The 17464-nt window shown below is 39.6% G+C and carries 14 protein-coding genes; 7 read left to right on the top strand and 7 right to left on the bottom strand.

The genetic code is table 11. From position 1 onward, the window contains the following. On the top strand, positions 1-412 hold a 412-nt coding region (locus tag B3139_RS20345), incomplete at its 5' end, for a hypothetical protein (RefSeq protein ID WP_293885341.1). Positions 413-642: 230 nt separating this feature from the next. Continuing rightward, positions 643-1455 (top strand): lytic transglycosylase domain-containing protein, encoded by an 813-nt coding sequence (locus B3139_RS20340; RefSeq protein ID WP_293885339.1) that lies wholly within the window; start codon positions 643-645, stop codon positions 1453-1455. A gap of 97 nt (positions 1456-1552) precedes the next feature. Here B3139_RS20340 and B3139_RS20335 read toward each other — a convergent pair whose 3' ends face one another. Further along, positions 1553-2206: a LolA family protein gene (locus B3139_RS20335; protein ID WP_293885338.1), complete on the bottom strand. Its 654-nt coding sequence runs from the start codon at positions 2204-2206 to the stop codon at positions 1553-1555. Position 2207: 1 nt separating this feature from the next. Continuing rightward, entirely contained in the window at positions 2208-4943 is a 2736-nt protein-coding gene (locus B3139_RS20330) for an FtsK/SpoIIIE family DNA translocase (protein WP_293885336.1), read from the bottom strand. A gap of 274 nt (positions 4944-5217) precedes the next feature. On the opposite strand from B3139_RS20330, the gene B3139_RS20325 reads away from it, so the two are divergent. After that, a complete protein-coding gene (locus tag B3139_RS20325) occupies positions 5218-5727 on the top strand; it encodes a GNAT family N-acetyltransferase (protein WP_293885334.1) in 510 nt (169 codons plus the stop codon). A gap of 112 nt (positions 5728-5839) precedes the next feature. Here the strand turns inward: B3139_RS20325 and tyrS are convergent, their stop codons facing one another. Continuing rightward, positions 5840-7123, bottom strand: a complete 1284-nt coding sequence (gene tyrS, locus B3139_RS20320; protein WP_293885332.1) for a tyrosine--tRNA ligase — start codon at positions 7121-7123, stop codon at positions 5840-5842. A 103-nt stretch (positions 7124-7226) separates the two neighbouring features. On the opposite strand from tyrS, the gene B3139_RS20315 reads away from it, so the two are divergent. Both B3139_RS20315 and B3139_RS20310 read left to right on the top strand, forming a co-directional pair. Next, positions 7227-7910 carry a hypothetical protein gene (locus tag B3139_RS20315; RefSeq protein ID WP_293885330.1) on the top strand — a complete coding sequence of 228 codons (684 nt, stop codon included), beginning with the start codon at positions 7227-7229 and terminating at the stop codon, positions 7908-7910. 79 nt (positions 7911-7989) lie between these two features. Next, entirely contained in the window at positions 7990-9684 is a 1695-nt protein-coding gene (locus B3139_RS20310) for an amino acid permease (protein ID WP_293885328.1), read from the top strand. A 73-nt stretch (positions 9685-9757) separates the two neighbouring features. Here the strand turns inward: B3139_RS20310 and rlmF are convergent, their stop codons facing one another. Then, a complete protein-coding gene (rlmF, locus tag B3139_RS20305) occupies positions 9758-10669 on the bottom strand; it encodes a 23S rRNA (adenine(1618)-N(6))-methyltransferase RlmF (RefSeq protein ID WP_293885327.1) in 912 nt (303 codons plus the stop codon). A gap of 77 nt (positions 10670-10746) precedes the next feature. Beyond that, on the bottom strand, positions 10747-12693 hold the full coding sequence (locus B3139_RS20300; RefSeq protein WP_293885326.1) for a KUP/HAK/KT family potassium transporter: 1947 nt from the start codon (positions 12691-12693) through the stop codon (positions 10747-10749). A 260-nt stretch (positions 12694-12953) separates the two neighbouring features. Between B3139_RS20300 and B3139_RS20295 the strand changes: the two genes are divergently transcribed. Next, on the top strand, positions 12954-13388 hold the full coding sequence (locus B3139_RS20295) for a T9SS type A sorting domain-containing protein (RefSeq protein ID WP_293885324.1): 435 nt from the start codon (positions 12954-12956) through the stop codon (positions 13386-13388). An 84-nt stretch (positions 13389-13472) separates the two neighbouring features. Here the strand turns inward: B3139_RS20295 and ispG are convergent, their stop codons facing one another. Further along, a complete protein-coding gene (gene ispG / locus B3139_RS20290) occupies positions 13473-15479 on the bottom strand; it encodes a (E)-4-hydroxy-3-methylbut-2-enyl-diphosphate synthase (protein WP_293885322.1) in 2007 nt (668 codons plus the stop codon). A gap of 45 nt (positions 15480-15524) precedes the next feature. After that, a complete protein-coding gene (locus B3139_RS20285) occupies positions 15525-16475 on the bottom strand; it encodes a LiaI-LiaF-like domain-containing protein (protein WP_293885320.1) in 951 nt (316 codons plus the stop codon). Positions 16476-16721: 246 nt separating this feature from the next. On the opposite strand from B3139_RS20285, the gene B3139_RS20280 reads away from it, so the two are divergent. Beyond that, positions 16722-17456: an MlaE family ABC transporter permease gene (locus B3139_RS20280; protein ID WP_293885318.1), complete on the top strand. Its 735-nt coding sequence runs from the start codon at positions 16722-16724 to the stop codon at positions 17454-17456. Positions 17457-17464 lie beyond the last annotated feature (8 nt).

Genomic DNA, 17464 nt, shown 5'->3' with positions numbered 1-17464 from the left:
ATTTCTGTCGGTACGTTTGAAATTATCTTTTTTGTCAAAAGAACGTTCTGATCTGTCGAATTTATTGAAGGAATCTTTTTTATCAAAAGATCGTGAAGAATCATTTTTATCAAATGAACGAGATCCTCTACCGAATGATTTTTCTGAATTATCTTTTGAACGGGAGGAATTATTATCTTTTTGGAATGATGGTCTGTCTGAGAATTTTTTAGATCCGAATGATCTATTTTCACGATTATCATCTTTTCTGAAAGATCCTCTTTCAGAAGAGTCGTTTGACCCGTATGATTTTTTTCCGAAACTATTGTTCTTATCGCTTCTAGATTTGAAGCCGTCTGAGTTGCCTCGTGACTTTCTGGAGTTGTCATCACGACTGTTCCTTTTATTGCTGAATGGCATTGTGTTTTACTAAAAATGTGAACAGCAAAGTTAGGTATAATTTTGGGTTTTGCGAAAAAATCCTTATCTTTTTGTCTTTTCCTGAATTTACTTCATTTTTAAACTAAAAAAGCCGCTTTAAAGTGCTTAGGAGGTAACTATTTGTTTTTTAAATAAATAGTGTTTACCTTTGTACCCTTGAATTTGAACCAAGCTATTTTTTGATCGATTAGAGTCGTGGATAGGATAGCATTAAGGGAGTAAATGATAAGAAAGAAAGTTTTATGTAGTAGTGTGATTTTGTTTGCTTTATTGCTGTCGAAATTATACTCAACCCCACACAACAACGCTTCGAACGTCGGTCAGATCGCCGAGCCAAAGCTCATCTTAATTCCAGCTCATTCTGGAAAAGATGAAGAGAAGAAAGAAAAAAGCAATTCGTTTGAATCTTATATGAGTTCATTGACATTTGCCGAAGATTCCTTACCTATGGATCGTCCGCTTGTGGAAAGTAAATTGCGCAAATTTTTCAATCGATTCTCGTTTAAAAAGACAGGATCATACGATATGCATAGAAAGGCAGAAACCTATTTGCCGATGATCGCAAAGATCCTTAAATCACATGGTATTCCGGAGGACTTTAAGTACATTCCATTGGTGGAAAGCGGGCTCAGTAAGGCTGTAGTTTCCTCCAAGGGGGCAGGTGGCTATTGGCAGTTTATGCCTGCAACAGCCCGTTTGTATGGATTAAGAGTCAATGGTAAAGTAGATGACCGGAAAGATCTTGTCAAATCTACGCATGCTGCTGCCAGGTACCTTAAATATCTGTATGCCCAATTTGGAAACTGGACTTTGGTGGCTGCTGCATACAATGTCGGTGATGGTAGTCTAAAGGGCTCCATGAGGAGGCAAAAAAAGGACGATTATTTTGCGTTGAAGTTGAATAATGAAACTGGTTCCTATGTATACAAGCTAGTTTCGATGAAGGAAATTATTGAACATCCGCAGAAACATGGCTATTCGCGTTATGCAAATAAAGAATTGGAGACTTTAGATAAGGAACCTAATATGCTGTAAAATCAGTTGAATTAAAATAATGGCTACAGTGCAATAGAAAAGGCTNNAGCCTTTTCTATTGCACTGTATTTCTAAGTAGTGTATTATCGATGGATTCTTATCTTAAATCGACTATATCGAATCCTTTGTAGTCATTTTTGTTAAATACGAATAGATTGTCTGAAAGTACCTTATTGCCCTGTTGTGAAGCTAATGTATATGTATAGCGGTTTCCACTTTTATCGAATATAGTGGTATCATAGATCAAATTCGTTGCTTTATTGATGCGTAGCTTTATCTTTGAATAGTTTTTTTTGCTATCCACTGGGGTTAAATTGACGACATTCAGTGTAAGTCCATTGATCTTTTCGGTATTGGTCAATGTATACTTAAAACCAGTTGTATAGAAGCTAAAGATGTTTGTTGCGTTGATCTCATTGGTCGAATTGCTGGCTTCCGAGATTTCAACTTCCTTTTCGGCTTTCATGATATTCCACTGTGTCTTGGAGTCTGATATCAATACTTGATTTTTGGTGTTCACCTGATATTTGTTGTTAGCCTTGTCCAGATATAGGGTTCCAGCATCAGCATGTGATCCTCCGTTCGCTTGTTTAATATGCAATGAGAAATTGGCCTGTATTGTTTTGTATGAATTGTACTTTTGGCTTACTTTCGTCAATAGCGTCTTAGCAGCCGCATCATTTTGTGCATAGCTGTTTTGACTGTATATCATAAATAGCAGCCCTACAATAAACCATAATTGTTTTTTCATTTTAGTTGTCCTTTTTTAACGTCTCCAAAAATTGTTCTAATGAATACTCATCTGGATAGAGCACTTCGCGTGCTTTACTTCCTTCAAATGGACCTACAATTCCTGCAGCTTCCAATTGATCGATGATTCGTCCTGCTCTGTTATAACCCAATTTTAATTTACGTTGGATTAATGAAGTTGAGCCTTGCTGATGCATGACAATCAATCGGGCAGCTTCTTCAAACAATTGATCGCGGTCTTTGGGATCGAAATCTGTACTACCAGAACCATCACCGTTTTCATCTACGTATTCCGGAAGCATAAATGCCGAAGGATAGCCTCGTTGTGCACCGATGTAGTCGGAAATCTGTTCAACTTCAGGCGTATCGACAAATGCACATTGGATACGTATCAGATCACTTCCAGTTGCCAGTAGCATATCACCTCGACCGATCAACTGATCTGCACCTCCTGTATCGAGAATGGTCCGTGAATCGACTTTTGATAAAACACGGAATGCAAGACGAGCAGGGAAGTTGGCCTTGATTGTACCGGTAATGATATTAACAGAAGGTCGCTGGGTCGCTATGACTAGGTGAATACCCACTGCACGGGCTAATTGGGCCAAGCGCGCAATTGGTGTTTCTACCTCTTTTCCTGCTGTCATCATCAAGTCGGCAAATTCATCAACAATAAGAACGATATAAGGTAAGAATCGATGACCCTCCTCAGGGTTTAATCGGCGATTGATAAATTTTGCATTATATTCCTTTAAATTACGTACCTGAGCATTTTTTAACAAATCATAACGTTGATCCATCTCTATACACAAGGAATTTAGCGTGTTAATTACTTTTTTAGTATCGGTAATAATGGCGTCTCCGTCATCAGGTAATTTCGCAAGGAAGTGTCGTTCCACTTTTTTGAATAAAGACAGTTCCACTTTTTTAGGGTCAACAAGTACAAATTTGAGCTCAGCCGGATGCTTTTTGTACAGCAAAGAGGTCAGAATGGCATTAATACCGACTGATTTACCTTGGCCGGTAGCACCTGCAACCAAGAGGTGGGGCATTTTCGCCAAATCTGCAATATACACTTCATTAGAGATTGTTTTACCTAAAGCGATAGGGAGATCCATTTCTGTTTTTTGAAACTTTTCTGTAGCCAGGACCGATCGCATGGATACCATCTCCGGATTGGAGTTTGGTACCTCAATACCGATTGTTCCCTTTCCGGGCATAGGTGCAATAATTCGGATGCCTAAAGCAGCAAGACTTAAGGCAATGTCATCTTCCAGATTCTTGATTTTTGAAATCCTTACGCCTGGTTTCGGTATAATTTCATACAGCGTTACCGTTGGACCTATGGTTGCTTTGATGCTTTCGATCTCTATGCTATAGTTTCTCAGGGTATCAACAATCTTGTTTTTGTTTGCTTCAAGTTCGTGTTGATTGATTGTTATTTTACCCCCACCATAGTCTCTCAATAAATCCAAAGTTGGGTGTTGATAACCCGAAAGATCCAATTTTGGATCATATTGTCCGAATTGCGCCACCAGGTCGCTGGCAGTAATTTCTTTTTCTTCTTTGATATCTTCGACAACCAGACCTGGTACTGCTTCCACTTCTAGTGATGGTTCAGGTTCTTTTTGGGACGGAGTTGCAACAGCTGGCGGTTGGTATTCACGTATTAGCGGTACTTCTGCGTCTTCAAATTCTTCATTCGGCTGGTCAATCGTAAAACTGATAGATGGTGTATTATCTGTTCGATCCATCGGACTATCATCAAATGATAGTACCACTTTGTCTTTCGGATCAATCTGTACATCAGGTATTGGATGATGGGTAAATGCAGGGCGTTGAAGCTCTTCTTGTACTTCTTTTTCCCGGGCAGATTGAAAACGCTCGTTGATGGATGTCGGCCGCTGGATAGATTCCCGGACAGATTGGATGGAATCATCTTCAATATGAATTTTATTCCTTAGGTTTTGCGTAGCGTATTCATCTTCGTCCTCCTGATCTATATCCTCCGAAAATGACTTGGATTTTCTATTGCTGAAAAGAACAAATTTGAAATCGAGGTTGTAAAGTAAGATTAATGTGGTCAGATAGGCAAAACCTAATATACACCCAACGCCCACAATGCCAACTTGCGCTTCCAATAATTTATTGGTCCAAAAGCCAAATTTACCCTCGAGCATATGTGGAGTGTCGGCCATAAATCCATGTAAGAAACCCAGTGTTACGGAAATAAAAACGATGGCGACAAAGGAATAGACCACAGTACGGTACAATGGAAGCAAAGATTTTTTAAACAGCAAGCGATATCCTAAAATAAAGAGCACTGGAATAAAAAGAAACGATGCAACGCCAAACCATTCGTACATGAACTGGTTGGCAAGCAATGCTCCAAACTTTCCTAATTTATTATCGACAACAGGTAGATCCACTGCTTCATCATTGATTTCTTCTACAGACCGGAATAATGTAGACCAGCCGCCATTGGTTTTAGCGATATAACTTTGATCGTCTTCCCAAGTGAATAGATAGGAGACGAAAGCTGTGGCAAAAGCCAACGAAAGGAAGATCAATAAAATTCCTAATATCTTGACCGCCTTTTGCTGTGCATCAGAATAATCTGTTGGTACAGCGTTTTTTAGACTTTTTTCTTTTTTAAATGTTGTCGATTCCTTTTGAGGGGCACGTTTGCCAGAAACTGAATTTCCTGTCTGCCTAAATGTATTTCCTTTGTTTGACATTGAAAAGCTCACAATTATACTGCGTACAAACTTAGTTATTTTGATAGTATTTTAAGGATGCCTATGACCTATTATTTTAAGTTTGTCGTTTTTTATGAATGAATAAATTTAGATGTCGCTAAAAAGCGTGATAGGTATAAGGACTAGCAAATACTATGCCCTGCAAATAGGTCGGTTAAAAGAATGGCGAATAGCTGTAATGGATTGCTGGTGCTTTGTATATTGTTGGAGTTGCAGTAAAATATGTAGTTTTACGAAAAATACAAAAGATAGCATGAACAAGTTTGAGATACGTAAAGCGACATTAGCTGATAAAGGACGAATTTGGGAAATTATACAGCAGGCAATTGCCTTAAGGAAGGAACAAGGCAGCAGGCAATGGCAAGATGGGTATCCGAATGAGGATGTCGTGCAATCGGATATTGATAAAGGATATGCCCATGTCGTTGAAGTAGCGCATAGGATTGTAGGTTATGTTGCAATCATTTTTGATGTGGAGCCTGCTTATGATGATATCGATGGGAAATGGTTGAGCAATGGTCCCTATGTCGGTATACACAGACTTGCCTCGGCGCAAGACCCCCATATGAAGGGTGTGGGAACGGCTATTATGCGGGGTGTTGAGGAGATTGCAATTGATCATTCGGTTTATAGTATCAAGGTAGATACTAATTTTGATAATGGCGGTATGTTGCATGTGTTTGAAAAATTGGGATACCAATATTGTGGTGAGGTGCATTTTAGAGGTGCGTCACGTAAAGCTTTTGAAAAACTACTAAAATAATCGGCTCAATTTTTTCATAATGAAAAAAAGCTTTCGACTGCATAATAAAAAGTCCCTTTTGATTTGCTCAAAAGGGACTTTTTTACCTATAGGGTTCAATAAACCACAAGCATTAATCTACAATAATCAGGTAGTAATTCTTTTTACCACGTTGTGCAACAATATATTTATTGTTTAGCAGGTGATTGATTGTAATTGAGGCGTCAATATCCGTAGCTTTTTCTCTATTGATAGAAACTCCCCCGCCTTGTAGCATTTTTCGGGCTTCGCCTTTTGAAGGGAATACTTGGGTCTGAACAGCCAGTAAATCAAGAATATTAATTCCTGCAGCGAGATCTGTACGAGCGATCTGGAATTGCGGAATACCTTCAAATACTTCTAGAACAGCCTCATGATCTAAGTTGTCCAAGAATTCCAACGAACCATTTCCAAAAAGAAATTCAGAAGTTTTGATAGCTGTTTCATAAGCTTCTTCTGAGTGTGTGCGAATGGTGATATCTTTTGCTAATGCTTTTTGAACTAAACGTAGATGAGGTGCAGCATCATGGTCTGCAATAATAGCCTCTATTTCGTTCTGAGGTTTTAGCGTAAAAATTTTGATCCAGTTTTTAGCATCATCATCGGACGTATTCAACCAAAATTGGTAATATTTATACGGCGAAGTTTTCTTTGGATCTAGCCATACCGCCCCAGATTCTGTTTTTCCAAATTTTTGGCCATCCGCTTTTTTGATCAATTGTGTGGTGATAGCATAGGCTGTTCCTTGATCCTGGCGACGAATCATTTCACTTCCTGTTACGATATTACCCCATTGATCGGACCCACCCATCTGAATTTTGCAGTTGTGGTGCTTCCAAAGGTAATAGAAGTCATATCCTTGAATCAATTGATAGGTAAACTCTGTAAATGAAAGCCCATTGTCACCTTCTAAACGTTTTTTCACAGAATCTTTTGCCATCATATAGTTAACGGTAATCATTTTACCAATATCACGGATAAAATCCAAAAATTTAAAATCTTTAAACCAATCGTAATTATTAACCATTTTGGCGTCATTTTCACCTTCTCCAAATTCGAGAAATTTGCCTAACTGTTTTTTCAGACAAGCTACATTATGCTGTAGGGTAGCTTCGTCCAACAAGTTACGCTCTGCAGATTTGAAAGAAGGGTCCCCAATCATCCCCGTTGCTCCTCCAACCAAAGCAACCGGCTTATGGCCCGCATTTTGGAAGTGGATCAAGGTCATGATTTGAGTTAAGTGTCCTACGTGTAGAGAGTCTCCTGTGGGGTCAAAACCGATATAACCAGCGACTTTTTCCTTATTTAGTAAGTCTTCAGTTCCCGGCATAATGTCTTGTAACATGCCTCTCCAACGTAATTCTTCTACAAAGCTCATTGTTAAATGGATTTAATTTTTTAATTTACAAGATGCAAAGATAGGAGATTAAGCGTATATTGAGCGAATAAATCCGTATAAAACCACACGCTAATAAGCTGGTATGAATTTTTTATCACATTTTTATTTTGAACGGTTTGCCACTAATCCCGAACGTATTGTAGGTGGATTACTACCCGATCTATTAAAGAATGCTGATAAATCTTTTATGCTAAAGCCTCGTCAGTATGAAGATGAGCTTTTGAATAATCCTTTATTGGAGCAAATGTATATCGGTTGGAACCGTCATATTGAAGTGGATCGGCTTTTTCATAATTCAACTTATTTTTTTCATCATACGCATCAGCTAAAGTTACAAATTCAGCCGAGTTTGGTGGGATTGCCTATCCGGCCTTCCTTTATGGCACATATTGGGCTAGAGCTTTTGTTGGACCATATACTCACGCAAAAGAGTGCTGTTTCAGTCGATAAATTCTATGCCGCGTTAATACACGTCAACCAAGATGCCCTGCGGAAGTTTTTAGCAGTAAACCAGCTTCATGACATTCCGAAGTTTGAAAAATTCTATCATCAGTTTATAGACTGGAAGTATATTTACGACTATGCACAGGTGGAAAAAATTGCCGGGGCGCTTTTTAATATTTGTAGGCGATTGTGGCATTTTGACGTTTCAGCGCAGCAAAGACAGGCGCTTACGGAACAGCTGATTTCTTATCTGCATATACAGATGGCCGATTATCAGGAAATTTACCAGTATATTCAATATGAGCTGATGGACTTTAGTTAGCCTATCAGAAAATACCAATAGTATAAGACCTTGAAAATATTTATTTTCGCATAATTTTAAGTATCAAAACTAAATTTACATGTCACATAGACTTTTTCGGAAGAAAAGTGTTGATCAGATTCTCCATGACACTCAAAAAGAGGAGGGAACAGGCCTTGCAAAGGTATTGGGTGTAACCGATCTGGTTTCTTTGGGTATCGCCGCCATTGTTGGAGCTGGAATCTTCAGCACAATTGGATTGGCCAGTTATGAAGGTGGACCTGCAGTATCACTTCTCTTCGTTTTTACAGCTTTTGCCTGTGTTTTTACGGCATTGGCTTATGCGCAATTTGCCAGTACAGTTCCTGTTTCGGGCTCTGCGTATACCTATGCTTATGTGGCATTTGGTGAATTGTTTGCCTGGATCATCGGTTGGGCATTGGTTTTAGAGTACGCGGTTTCGAATACAGTGATTGCGATTTCGTGGTCGCAATATTTTGTCTCCATGCTGGAGGGCTTTGGGGTTCACATACCGCCTTGGTTATCCATGGCTCCAGGCTACGCTTACGATGCTGTAGACAAAATGAACCAGCATGGCGCGGCTGCCTTAACTGCAATCGATCAGCATGGGTTAGATGCTTTTAATAGTGCTCCGCGAATCGGAGGGCTACCCATTATTTTCGATTTACCAGCGGGAGTTATTACATTTTTGGTCACATGGTTGGTTTATATCGGTATAAAGGAATCTCAAAAAGCGAGTATGATCATGGTGATGATCAAAGTTGCTATTATTCTGGCGGTAATATTTGGTGGAATATTCTTCATAAAGCCCGAAAATTGGACACCATTTGCACCTAATGGCCTTAAAGGTGTACTCGGAAGTGTTGCCGCTGTGTTCTTTGCCTTCATCGGATTCGATTCGATATCGACAACTGCTGAAGAGTGTAAAAATCCGCAGCGCGACCTGCCTAAAGCCATGATTTATTGTTTATTGATTTGTACGGTACTGTATGTAGCCATAACCTTGGTATTGACAGGAATGGTCAACTATACAGAATTGAACGTAAAGGATCCATTGGCTTTTGTCTTTAAGTATGTCGGCTTTGATCATATGGCGGGAATTATATCGGTGACTTCTGTAATTGCCATCACTAGTGCCTTACTGGTATATCAACTGGCTCAACCAAGAATCTGGATGACTATGAGCAGGGATGGTCTGTTGTGGAAGAAATTTGCAACGATCCATCCCAAATATAAAACGCCTTCTTTCGCTACGATCGTCACGGGGTTGGTGGTAGCCATCCCGTCGTTATTTTTTAAAATGGACTTCTTTGTGGATCTGACGAGCGTGGGCACCTTTTTTGCCTTTATCCTTGTTTGTGCAGGCGTATTGTATATGGACTATTCCGGCTTATCTGCAAAATCGAAATTTAAGGTTCCTTATATCAACGGTAAATATTTGGTCGGTGGTGGACTGTTAATTGCTATTGTGCTCATTTTAATCTACGGCCAGGGAACGGTGCAAGAATGGAAATCGCTGTCGGCACTTGAAATTATAGAACATAAAATGCTCGTTATTATATTTTGGCTGATTTGGCTTGGGCTAAGTGTTTACAGTTTCAAAATGAATTTTTCTTTATTGCCTGTCGTTGGCATCCTGATCAACCTGTATTTAATGACCGAATTGGGCGCCAGCAACTGGATTATATTTGTGATCTGGCTCGTGGTCGGCCTGGCTGTGTATTTTATGTATGGCTATAAACATTCTAAGTTAAACAAGTTGACGCAAGTATAACAGATGACATCCTATTCAAAAAAGGAGCTATCTGTCGTAAGATAGCTCCTTTTTTGAATCCTTTATATAGTTATTAGAATCTCCATAGGAGGATCCGGCTTACTTTGTTGCCTTGTTCCATGCGGATCACCTCGGTCTCTTTTACATTTATTTTCTTTAGTTTGTGTTGTAGAAAGCGGATGTCTTCACGATGTGCTACTAACGTCGTAAACCATTTTACTTGATCTTTGTGAAACTGGCTTTCAAAGATCATGCGTGACAAGAAGGCTTTTTCACCGCCATCGCACCATAATTCGCTTCCCTGCCCCGAAAAAGTTTGTGTCACCGGTTTTTCGTCTATTTTAGCATCTTTTATACCTGTGGTTTTGCGCATGGATTGTTGTAAAGCTTCGGTTTGAGAGCTAAAAAATGGCGGGTTACAGATCACTACATCATATTTTTCACCTGGAAGGATAATATCTTTGAATATGGCCTTTGGATTATTTTGTAGGCGTATTTGTATGCTCTTTTTTAGGCTCATGTTTGTCCGTGTTATCTCGATTGCATTTTTGTATGCGCTCTTAATAATTTCGGAGCCTACAAAGCTCCAGCCATATTCCTGATGACCGATGATCGGGTAAATACAATTGGCACCAACACCGATATCGAGGATATGGATATTTCCGCCTTTTGGAATTTCATTGTTGTTGTCGCGCGCAAGCACATCCGCGATATAATGAATATAATCTGCACGACCTGGGATAGGAGGGCAAAGATTCTCTTTGGGAATGTCCCAGTGTTGAATATGATAGTATTTCTTTAGAAGCGCCTTGTTTAATGTCTTAACGGCATCAGGATTGTTAAAATCGATGGATTTTACTTTGTAAGCGTTTTCTATTACAAATTCCTTGAGCGAGGGTTCTACTTTGCTCAGTTCTTCAAAATTGTAGTTATCGAGATGTCTATTTCTAGGATGTAATTTCTTTTTTGGATTAGCGTCTGCCATGATGTATTATTTGCAACAAAAGTAATGCAATTCTATTGAATAAAAAAGGTGATGCTTTGGCATCACCTTGAGAAGTATTAATCTTTGCGTATGAGATGGACTTCTGAAGTCTGCGGAAAATTGAGCGGTACGCGCTCTATCGTAACAAAACTGGAATCCAAACCGAAACCTTTTTCTTCGGATAAGCTCATTTTTTTGAGGTAACCATAGATGTCCATAATAACCTTCTCTATCCATGTCATCTGATTGGTTTTGGAAAGTACTTTTTCTAAAACAACAAATTTAAAATCGCCTGGTATATTATGTTTACGTAAGGTATCGTACTGGCTAGTGATGTCAATTTCACCTTTTTTCACCATTTCTTCCACAACTTTTCTAAACAATAAACTGATGCGTTGCTCTTCTCTAAAGCCAAGTTTGAAATCAATTCGTATTAACTTCCCTGGGATAAGTTGATCGATCGAATATTCTTTGGTGTGTGGATGATCCATCACGTCAACATGTACCAGCCAATAGACGTCAGCCCGCTTTGGTTTTTTATTTATAATGGAATAAATAATTTTAGCTTCTATCTCTGATTTAAAATTTGCGCTTGTTAGGTACACTAAATGCGATGCATATGGTGGAACAGATTTGTCTTCGCTTAATTCTGAGATGATGGGGTAATATTTGTTGATATTGATAAAGTTGACATAGCGATTTTTAATTTTTCGCGCTGTATACCAACAGTACATCGTTACGAATAATGCCGTGGCAAGCATCAGGGTTAACCAGCCTCCGTGGGCAATTTTTACCCCGTTTCCGACTAAGAAAGTTATCTCGATGACAAAGTAGGCGATCAAGAATAGGGCAATCACTGCTCGATTGACTTTTTTCATCGACAGAAAATAACCCATTAAGACTGTCGTCATCAAAACGGTTAGATTGATAGCGAGACCATAGGCTGCATCCATTCGGCTTGATTCTTCGAAAACCCAGATGACAATCATACAGCCTATCCATAAAATTAAATTTATGGAAGGAACATACAGCTGTCCTTTATGTTCGCTTGGATAGCGGATAGCAACTTTAGGCCATATATTCAATCGCACTGCTTCGGAAATCAATGTATAAGATCCGGATATCATGGCTTGACTCGCTATGACGGCCGCAATTGTCGCAATAGCGATACCATAGCCGATAAACCAATCGGGCATGATCGAGTAGAAGGGGTTTGATCCTCCTAGAACACGTCCCTCCTGGGTCAATAACCAGGCACCTTGTCCGAAATAATTTAATATCAGCGTGATCTTTACATAAATCCAGCTAATACGGATATTGTTTTTACCACAGTGCCCCATATCCGAATATAAAGCCTCGGCTCCGGTAGTACATAAAAACACCGCGCCAATCAATAATAGCGAATGCGGGTACGTAATCAGAATATGAAAGGCATAATAGGGGTTGATTGCTTTCATCACTTCCGGTGCAAGGTGGAGATGGGATAAACCAAGCACGCCAATAATTGAAAACCAGATGGTCATCAGCGGTCCAAAAACCTTTCCAACAACGGATGTTCCAAATCGCTGAATAATAAATAACAAGGATATGATTGTAACGACGATAGGAACTGTAGGTAACCCTGGGAATTTGATGTCTAGACCTTCAATAGCCGAAGATATTGTAATTGCAGGTGTGATCATTCCATCAGCCAATAAGGTGGCTGCACCTATCATCGCAGGGAAGATCAACCAAGGTGCGCGCTTACGTACCAAAGAATAAAGGGATAAGATGCCACCTTCACCTTTATTGTCTGCCCGTAGTGTAATCCAAACGTATTTAATCGTTGTTTGGAGGGTCAGCGTCCAAAAAACGCAGGATAGTCCTCCCAAGACCAGGTCTTTTTGGATGGCTCCTTGTCCCATGATTGCTTTGAAAACGTATAATGGGGAAGTTCCTATATCTCCAAAAACAATTCCTAAACTGATCAATAATCCGGCGAAACTCACCTTATTGATACTGCTGTGATGACTATTGTCTGCCATTTATCAATTATTTTATTTCAAAAATATACTGCAAAAATATACTTTTTGCCTGTACTTTAAGTAAGTACATTTGCTGCGCCAAATTTTAGCATTTCCTTTGACATGCGCAATAGCTGTTAAAATTTGTTAAAAGAAACTTGGAAAGGCTCTTCTTGATAAAAAACTTTTAAACAAAATACTAACTTTGTTGTTGATAATTCAAATAGTTAGCGTTATATTTGATTAAACCGTAACCAGTATTTGAAGTCTAATTTAACACTATGGGGAGAAATCTACTTAAAGCAGCTTTTTTAACACTATTATCCGTACTGACATTGTGCAGTGGAGGGGCTCGGGTGTATGCAAAGTCTCCTTATGACCCTACTTTTTCGCAACATATTTGGGACGGCAATGAGGCATTCGGAGGTGATAAAACGATCAAAGAGACCGAGAAATTGATCAATAATGTTAAAGTATTCTATAATCCGATTGCTGAACAGATAAACCTTTCTTTTAAATTGGCAAAATCCTCGGGTGTTTCTATCAAAGTCATGGACGCATTGGGCAATGAGATTCTTCAATTAATGAATGGTAATCTGGATTCGGGAATTCAAAATCTTTCTTTTGAGCATGGCGGAAAATTAACCACAGGATTTTACTTCGTAAGGGTAGTGGCTGGTTCTGAAACTGTTGTTAAAAGATTTTCTATTCGATAAGGAGATAATTTACAGCGTAATTCGTTAGTATACAAAAACAGCAGCGGNNCCGCTGCTGTTTTTGTATACTTTTAGTTGTAGGCTTTAGTCTTGTAATTCTTCGATCCAAAGGCCATCATCTTTAATGATTTTGATCAATTCGTCCAAGGCATGTGCAGAACTCACATTTTTCTTGACAACCTGCTGGCCCCTATACAATGTAACTTTATCAGGTCCCGCTCCAACATAGCCATAGTCTGCATCAGCCATTTCACCAGGGCCATTAACAATGCAGCCCATGATACCAATTTTTAACCCTTTTAAATGGTTCGTGCGGCTTCGAATCATTTGAGTAGTTTCTTGTAGATCAAACAAGGTTCTGCCACAGCTTGGGCAGGATATATATTCGGTCTTGGATATTCTGGATCGTGTTGCCTGCAAAATTCCGAAAGATAATGAGGCTATGTTTTCTAATGCTGTTGCAGGAGAATCAATCCAGATTCCCGATCCTAAGCCATCGATCAATAGCGCCCCTAGATCTGTCGATGCATAAAGCTGTATTTTGGAGATAGGTTCTTCGGGATTCATATATTCACCAATAGGGCCTGAGAAGTCTTCTTTTGGATAGGAGCGTTTGATAATGACGGGATTGTTGATGCCTATTTCCTGTAAATTACGGAAAAATTGCCTTTGATCTGCCATTCCGTGCAAGTAATCGGTTTCTACTATAAATACGACAGTTTTGTCAAGCTGTAAAGATTCAAACAATGGGGTCAATAAATCTGAATTGCAGATTTTGACCATATTCAACACCTTATCTTTATGGTCCGATGCTATGAATTGGTCCAAGGTAAAGAGGGGATGAATGTTGGTTTTATCCGCAAGTTTGAACCAGGTGTCGTAGTTGTAAATTTGCTTCAGGTTGGCTGGCATGGTGAAAGACGGTAAAGTATCTGCGAGATAGACAAAGTCTACAGACTGCTCCCCCATGTGATATTTATCTAACAGGATATCATAGCGATAGCCAACTTTGGTGAGTATCTGGGCGTCTTTCAAATTTTCTTTTGAGATATCAACGACAATCCTGGGAACTAAAGCCCCTCCGATGAATGTATTTACTTCTTGGCTGGTATAAGGGACAACGGGTGTGTCTGTGGATAATTGAACAATTTCTTGTTTGGGGTGGAGCTCGAGGTTTGCCTGCCGTTTGCTATATCGATTGACAAGTGCTATTGCAACAGGGGCTTCGCGTTCGGGCTCTTCGGTTAACGATACGCGTACAGTATCTCCCAGTCCATCCTCCAGCAGTGTTCCAATGCCGACGGCAGATTTTACACGACCGTCTTCACCGTCTCCGGCTTCGGTTACTCCGAGATGTAGCGGATAGTTCATGTTTTCGGAAACCATTTTTTCGACCAACAAACGGTAGGCTTTAACCATGACCTGCGGATTGGATGATTTCATCGAGATACAGAGATTATAAAAATTTAGGTCTTCGCACATCCGGATAAACTCCATGGCCGATTCGACCATGCCTTCAGGCGTATCGCCATAATGGCTCATAATTCTGTCGGATAAGGAACCATGGTTGGTGCCAATGCGCATGGCGGTACCGTTTTCTTTACAAATATTGACAAGTGGTGAAAATTTGTGATAAATGCGCTCCAATTCGAGTTTATATTCAGCTTCGGTATACGACAGCTGATCGAATTTTTTCTTGTCCGCATAGTTTCCGGGGTTGACCCTTACTTTTTCTACGATACGGGCGGCTACCTCGGCAGCATTCGGTGTAAAATGAATGTCAGCAACCAAAGGAACTTGATATCCTCTTCGCCGGAGTTCATTCTTTATATTGGCTAAATTATGTGCTTCTTTAATACTGGGAGCGGTAATACGAACGTATTCGCAGCCCGCTTCGACCATCCGAATGGTCTGTTCAACTGACCCAATCGTATCCATCGTATCTACCGTTGTCATACTTTGAATACGAATGGGATTATTGCCACCCATGGGGGTATCACCGATTTGAATTTCCCTTGTTTTCCATCTCGAATAATCTACCTTGGAATTGCAATAGATTCCAGGCAATGTCAACATATTACTTGTGTCCATATCTAACACAAAGTTAACTTTTCTTGACTAAAAATCGGCTGTCAATTAATATCTTCTAATTTTTATTGATGCAATACCACCGTTGATGTCAAAATCGAATTTTTGAGTAGCTGTTTCGTAATTTATCGATTTTACCTCTCCTTCGCTTTTGAGGAAATCGCCCTCATAATCTGTAGATGATAACGCATTGTCGCTTGTAATACGGCAGGCAGCGTTTTTTGGGATCATGATTTCGATAGAGGAGGCTCCGGCGTCTATTGAAATTTTTGTTGTAGCTAGTGGCTGACCTAATTTTAGTTTTAAACTTGTTGCACCGGCATCGATATCTAATGCCTCTATTTTATAGGGGGAAAGATCCAGCTTGGCATCGATCGCGCCGACATCAAAATTCAGGTTCCATACGATGTTGGGGTTTAAAGCAATAAAAGTATTATTATTTTTGCTATTGAAATCCTTGTTTTGGAATTTCCCTTTTAAGTTGATGTCAACTTTTTCGGTAGACTCTCCATTTACTGTTACGCCCAGTAAATATTCTTTTGAGGTATTATATGCCGAGAAGATATGTGACGTCGTGCTGCTATCATTTCTTAATGAGGTGGCGCCCAAATCAAGATTTAAGGTAGCACTATGGATTTTATCGTCCAGTGGTACGTTTAGCTTTTCTGTCGTATAATTCGTTTTATCATTTGGATCATCGTTATATTTGACGCCAAGGGTTTTACTTTTTAATAGCTGTGTTAAAAGTGGTTCTTTGGGTGTAGATAGGCCGATGTATGTCAGAAAACCTAAAATGACCACGGTAGAGCCAATGGTAACAAATTGTCCAATCTGTTGATCTTTGGGTACCAGCATACGAATTCCGGCAAGAACGATGAACAGCGGCCAATATCTAAAAATACCGGCCCAATTGAATGAAATTGTGTCAAGCTGTGACAATAATAAGACAACGCCTATAAAGAGAATGGTGATACCAGTTGTTATTCTTCGTGTATTCATAACTAATTCTGTTTGTTAATATATCTCAAAAGTAATTTGATTTGAGAGATACCGTATGAATGTTTAGGCTATTATACATAAAAAATCGGTAAATGTGACTAATTGATCGGTAAGTAATTTCGTTTTTCCTTTACTTTTTGGCTTTTCGCTTGTTTATATATTAGCGGGAATTAATTACCTTTAATGGATATCTCGGCTTAATATAGTCCTATAATTGACGTAATACATTGAAATTAAATAGATAACATGATCTTTCATCACATTGGTGCATATCTTATACTCCTTAAATCAGTATTTAAAAGACCGGAGAAGAGCCGGATTTATTGGAAGGAAACCGTATTGGCAATGACCGATATTGGTATTGGCTCGCTCGGCCTGATCGTCATTATCTCCACGTTTATTGGTGCTGTTATGACCATGCAAATAGCCTTTCAGATGGTTTCGGACTTGATCCCTAATTCGATTATAGGTTCTATCAATCGGGATTCAAATATCTTGGAATTGGGGCCAACGATCTCTGGATTGGTTTTAATGGGGAAAATTGGTTCGTCCATATCTTCACAGATTGGATCTATGCGTGTTACAGAGCAGATTGATGCCTTGGAAATTATGGGAATCAATGCTCCTGGCTATCTGATTTTGCCCAAAATTTTGGCTGGTGTCACCATGATTCCAATGTTGGTTATTATTTCCATCGTGTGCGCCCTGGTGGGCGGCTTGTTGGGGGGATCCCTTTCGGGAGCGGTTACGCAGGCCGATTATATTTTGGGGATTCAAGATGGCTTTAATGGTTTTACCGTAACGGTGGCGCTTGTGAAGGCAGTGGTCTTTGGATTTATTATTACATCGGTTTCTGCTTATAAAGGATATCATGTGAAGGGCGGGGCTTTGGAAGTTGGGCAGGCGAGCACGGAAGCTGTTGTGGTAGGCTGTATTACCATTCTAGCGGCGGATTATGTAATTACGGCACTAATGCTTTAAAAAGATTT

This window comes from Sphingobacterium sp. UBA1498 (assembly GCF_002325125.1).
Classification (GTDB): Bacteria; Bacteroidota; Bacteroidia; order Sphingobacteriales; family Sphingobacteriaceae; genus Sphingobacterium.
The sequence above is the reverse complement of the archived record's forward strand: the minus strand, read 5'-3'. Positions and strand labels throughout refer to the sequence as shown.

Bases quoted from the DNA above. Each gene is read 5' to 3' on its own strand.
- ispG (WP_293885322.1), bottom strand. From the start codon at position 15,479: ATGGACACAAGTAATATGTTGACATTGCCTGGAATCTATTGCAATTCC.
- B3139_RS20310 (WP_293885328.1), top strand. From the start codon at position 7,990: ATGTCACATAGACTTTTTCGGAAGAAAAGTGTTGATCAGATTCTCCAT.
- B3139_RS20280 (WP_293885318.1), top strand. From the start codon at position 16,722: ATGATCTTTCATCACATTGGTGCATATCTTATACTCCTTAAATCAGTA.
- rlmF (WP_293885327.1), bottom strand. From the start codon at position 10,669: ATGGCAGACGCTAATCCAAAAAAGAAATTACATCCTAGAAATAGACAT.
- B3139_RS20335 (WP_293885338.1), bottom strand. From the start codon at position 2,206: ATGAAAAAACAATTATGGTTTATTGTAGGGCTGCTATTTATGATATAC.
- B3139_RS20300 (WP_293885326.1), bottom strand. From the start codon at position 12,693: ATGGCAGACAATAGTCATCACAGCAGTATCAATAAGGTGAGTTTCGCC.
- B3139_RS20330 (WP_293885336.1), bottom strand. From the start codon at position 4,943: ATGTCAAACAAAGGAAATACATTTAGGCAGACAGGAAATTCAGTTTCT.
- tyrS (WP_293885332.1), bottom strand. From the start codon at position 7,123: ATGAGCTTTGTAGAAGAATTACGTTGGAGAGGCATGTTACAAGACATT.
- B3139_RS20285 (WP_293885320.1), bottom strand. From the start codon at position 16,475: ATGAATACACGAAGAATAACAACTGGTATCACCATTCTCTTTATAGGC.
- B3139_RS20295 (WP_293885324.1), top strand. From the start codon at position 12,954: ATGGGGAGAAATCTACTTAAAGCAGCTTTTTTAACACTATTATCCGTA.
- B3139_RS20325 (WP_293885334.1), top strand. From the start codon at position 5,218: ATGAACAAGTTTGAGATACGTAAAGCGACATTAGCTGATAAAGGACGA.
- B3139_RS20340 (WP_293885339.1), top strand. From the start codon at position 643: ATGATAAGAAAGAAAGTTTTATGTAGTAGTGTGATTTTGTTTGCTTTA.
- B3139_RS20315 (WP_293885330.1), top strand. From the start codon at position 7,227: ATGAATTTTTTATCACATTTTTATTTTGAACGGTTTGCCACTAATCCC.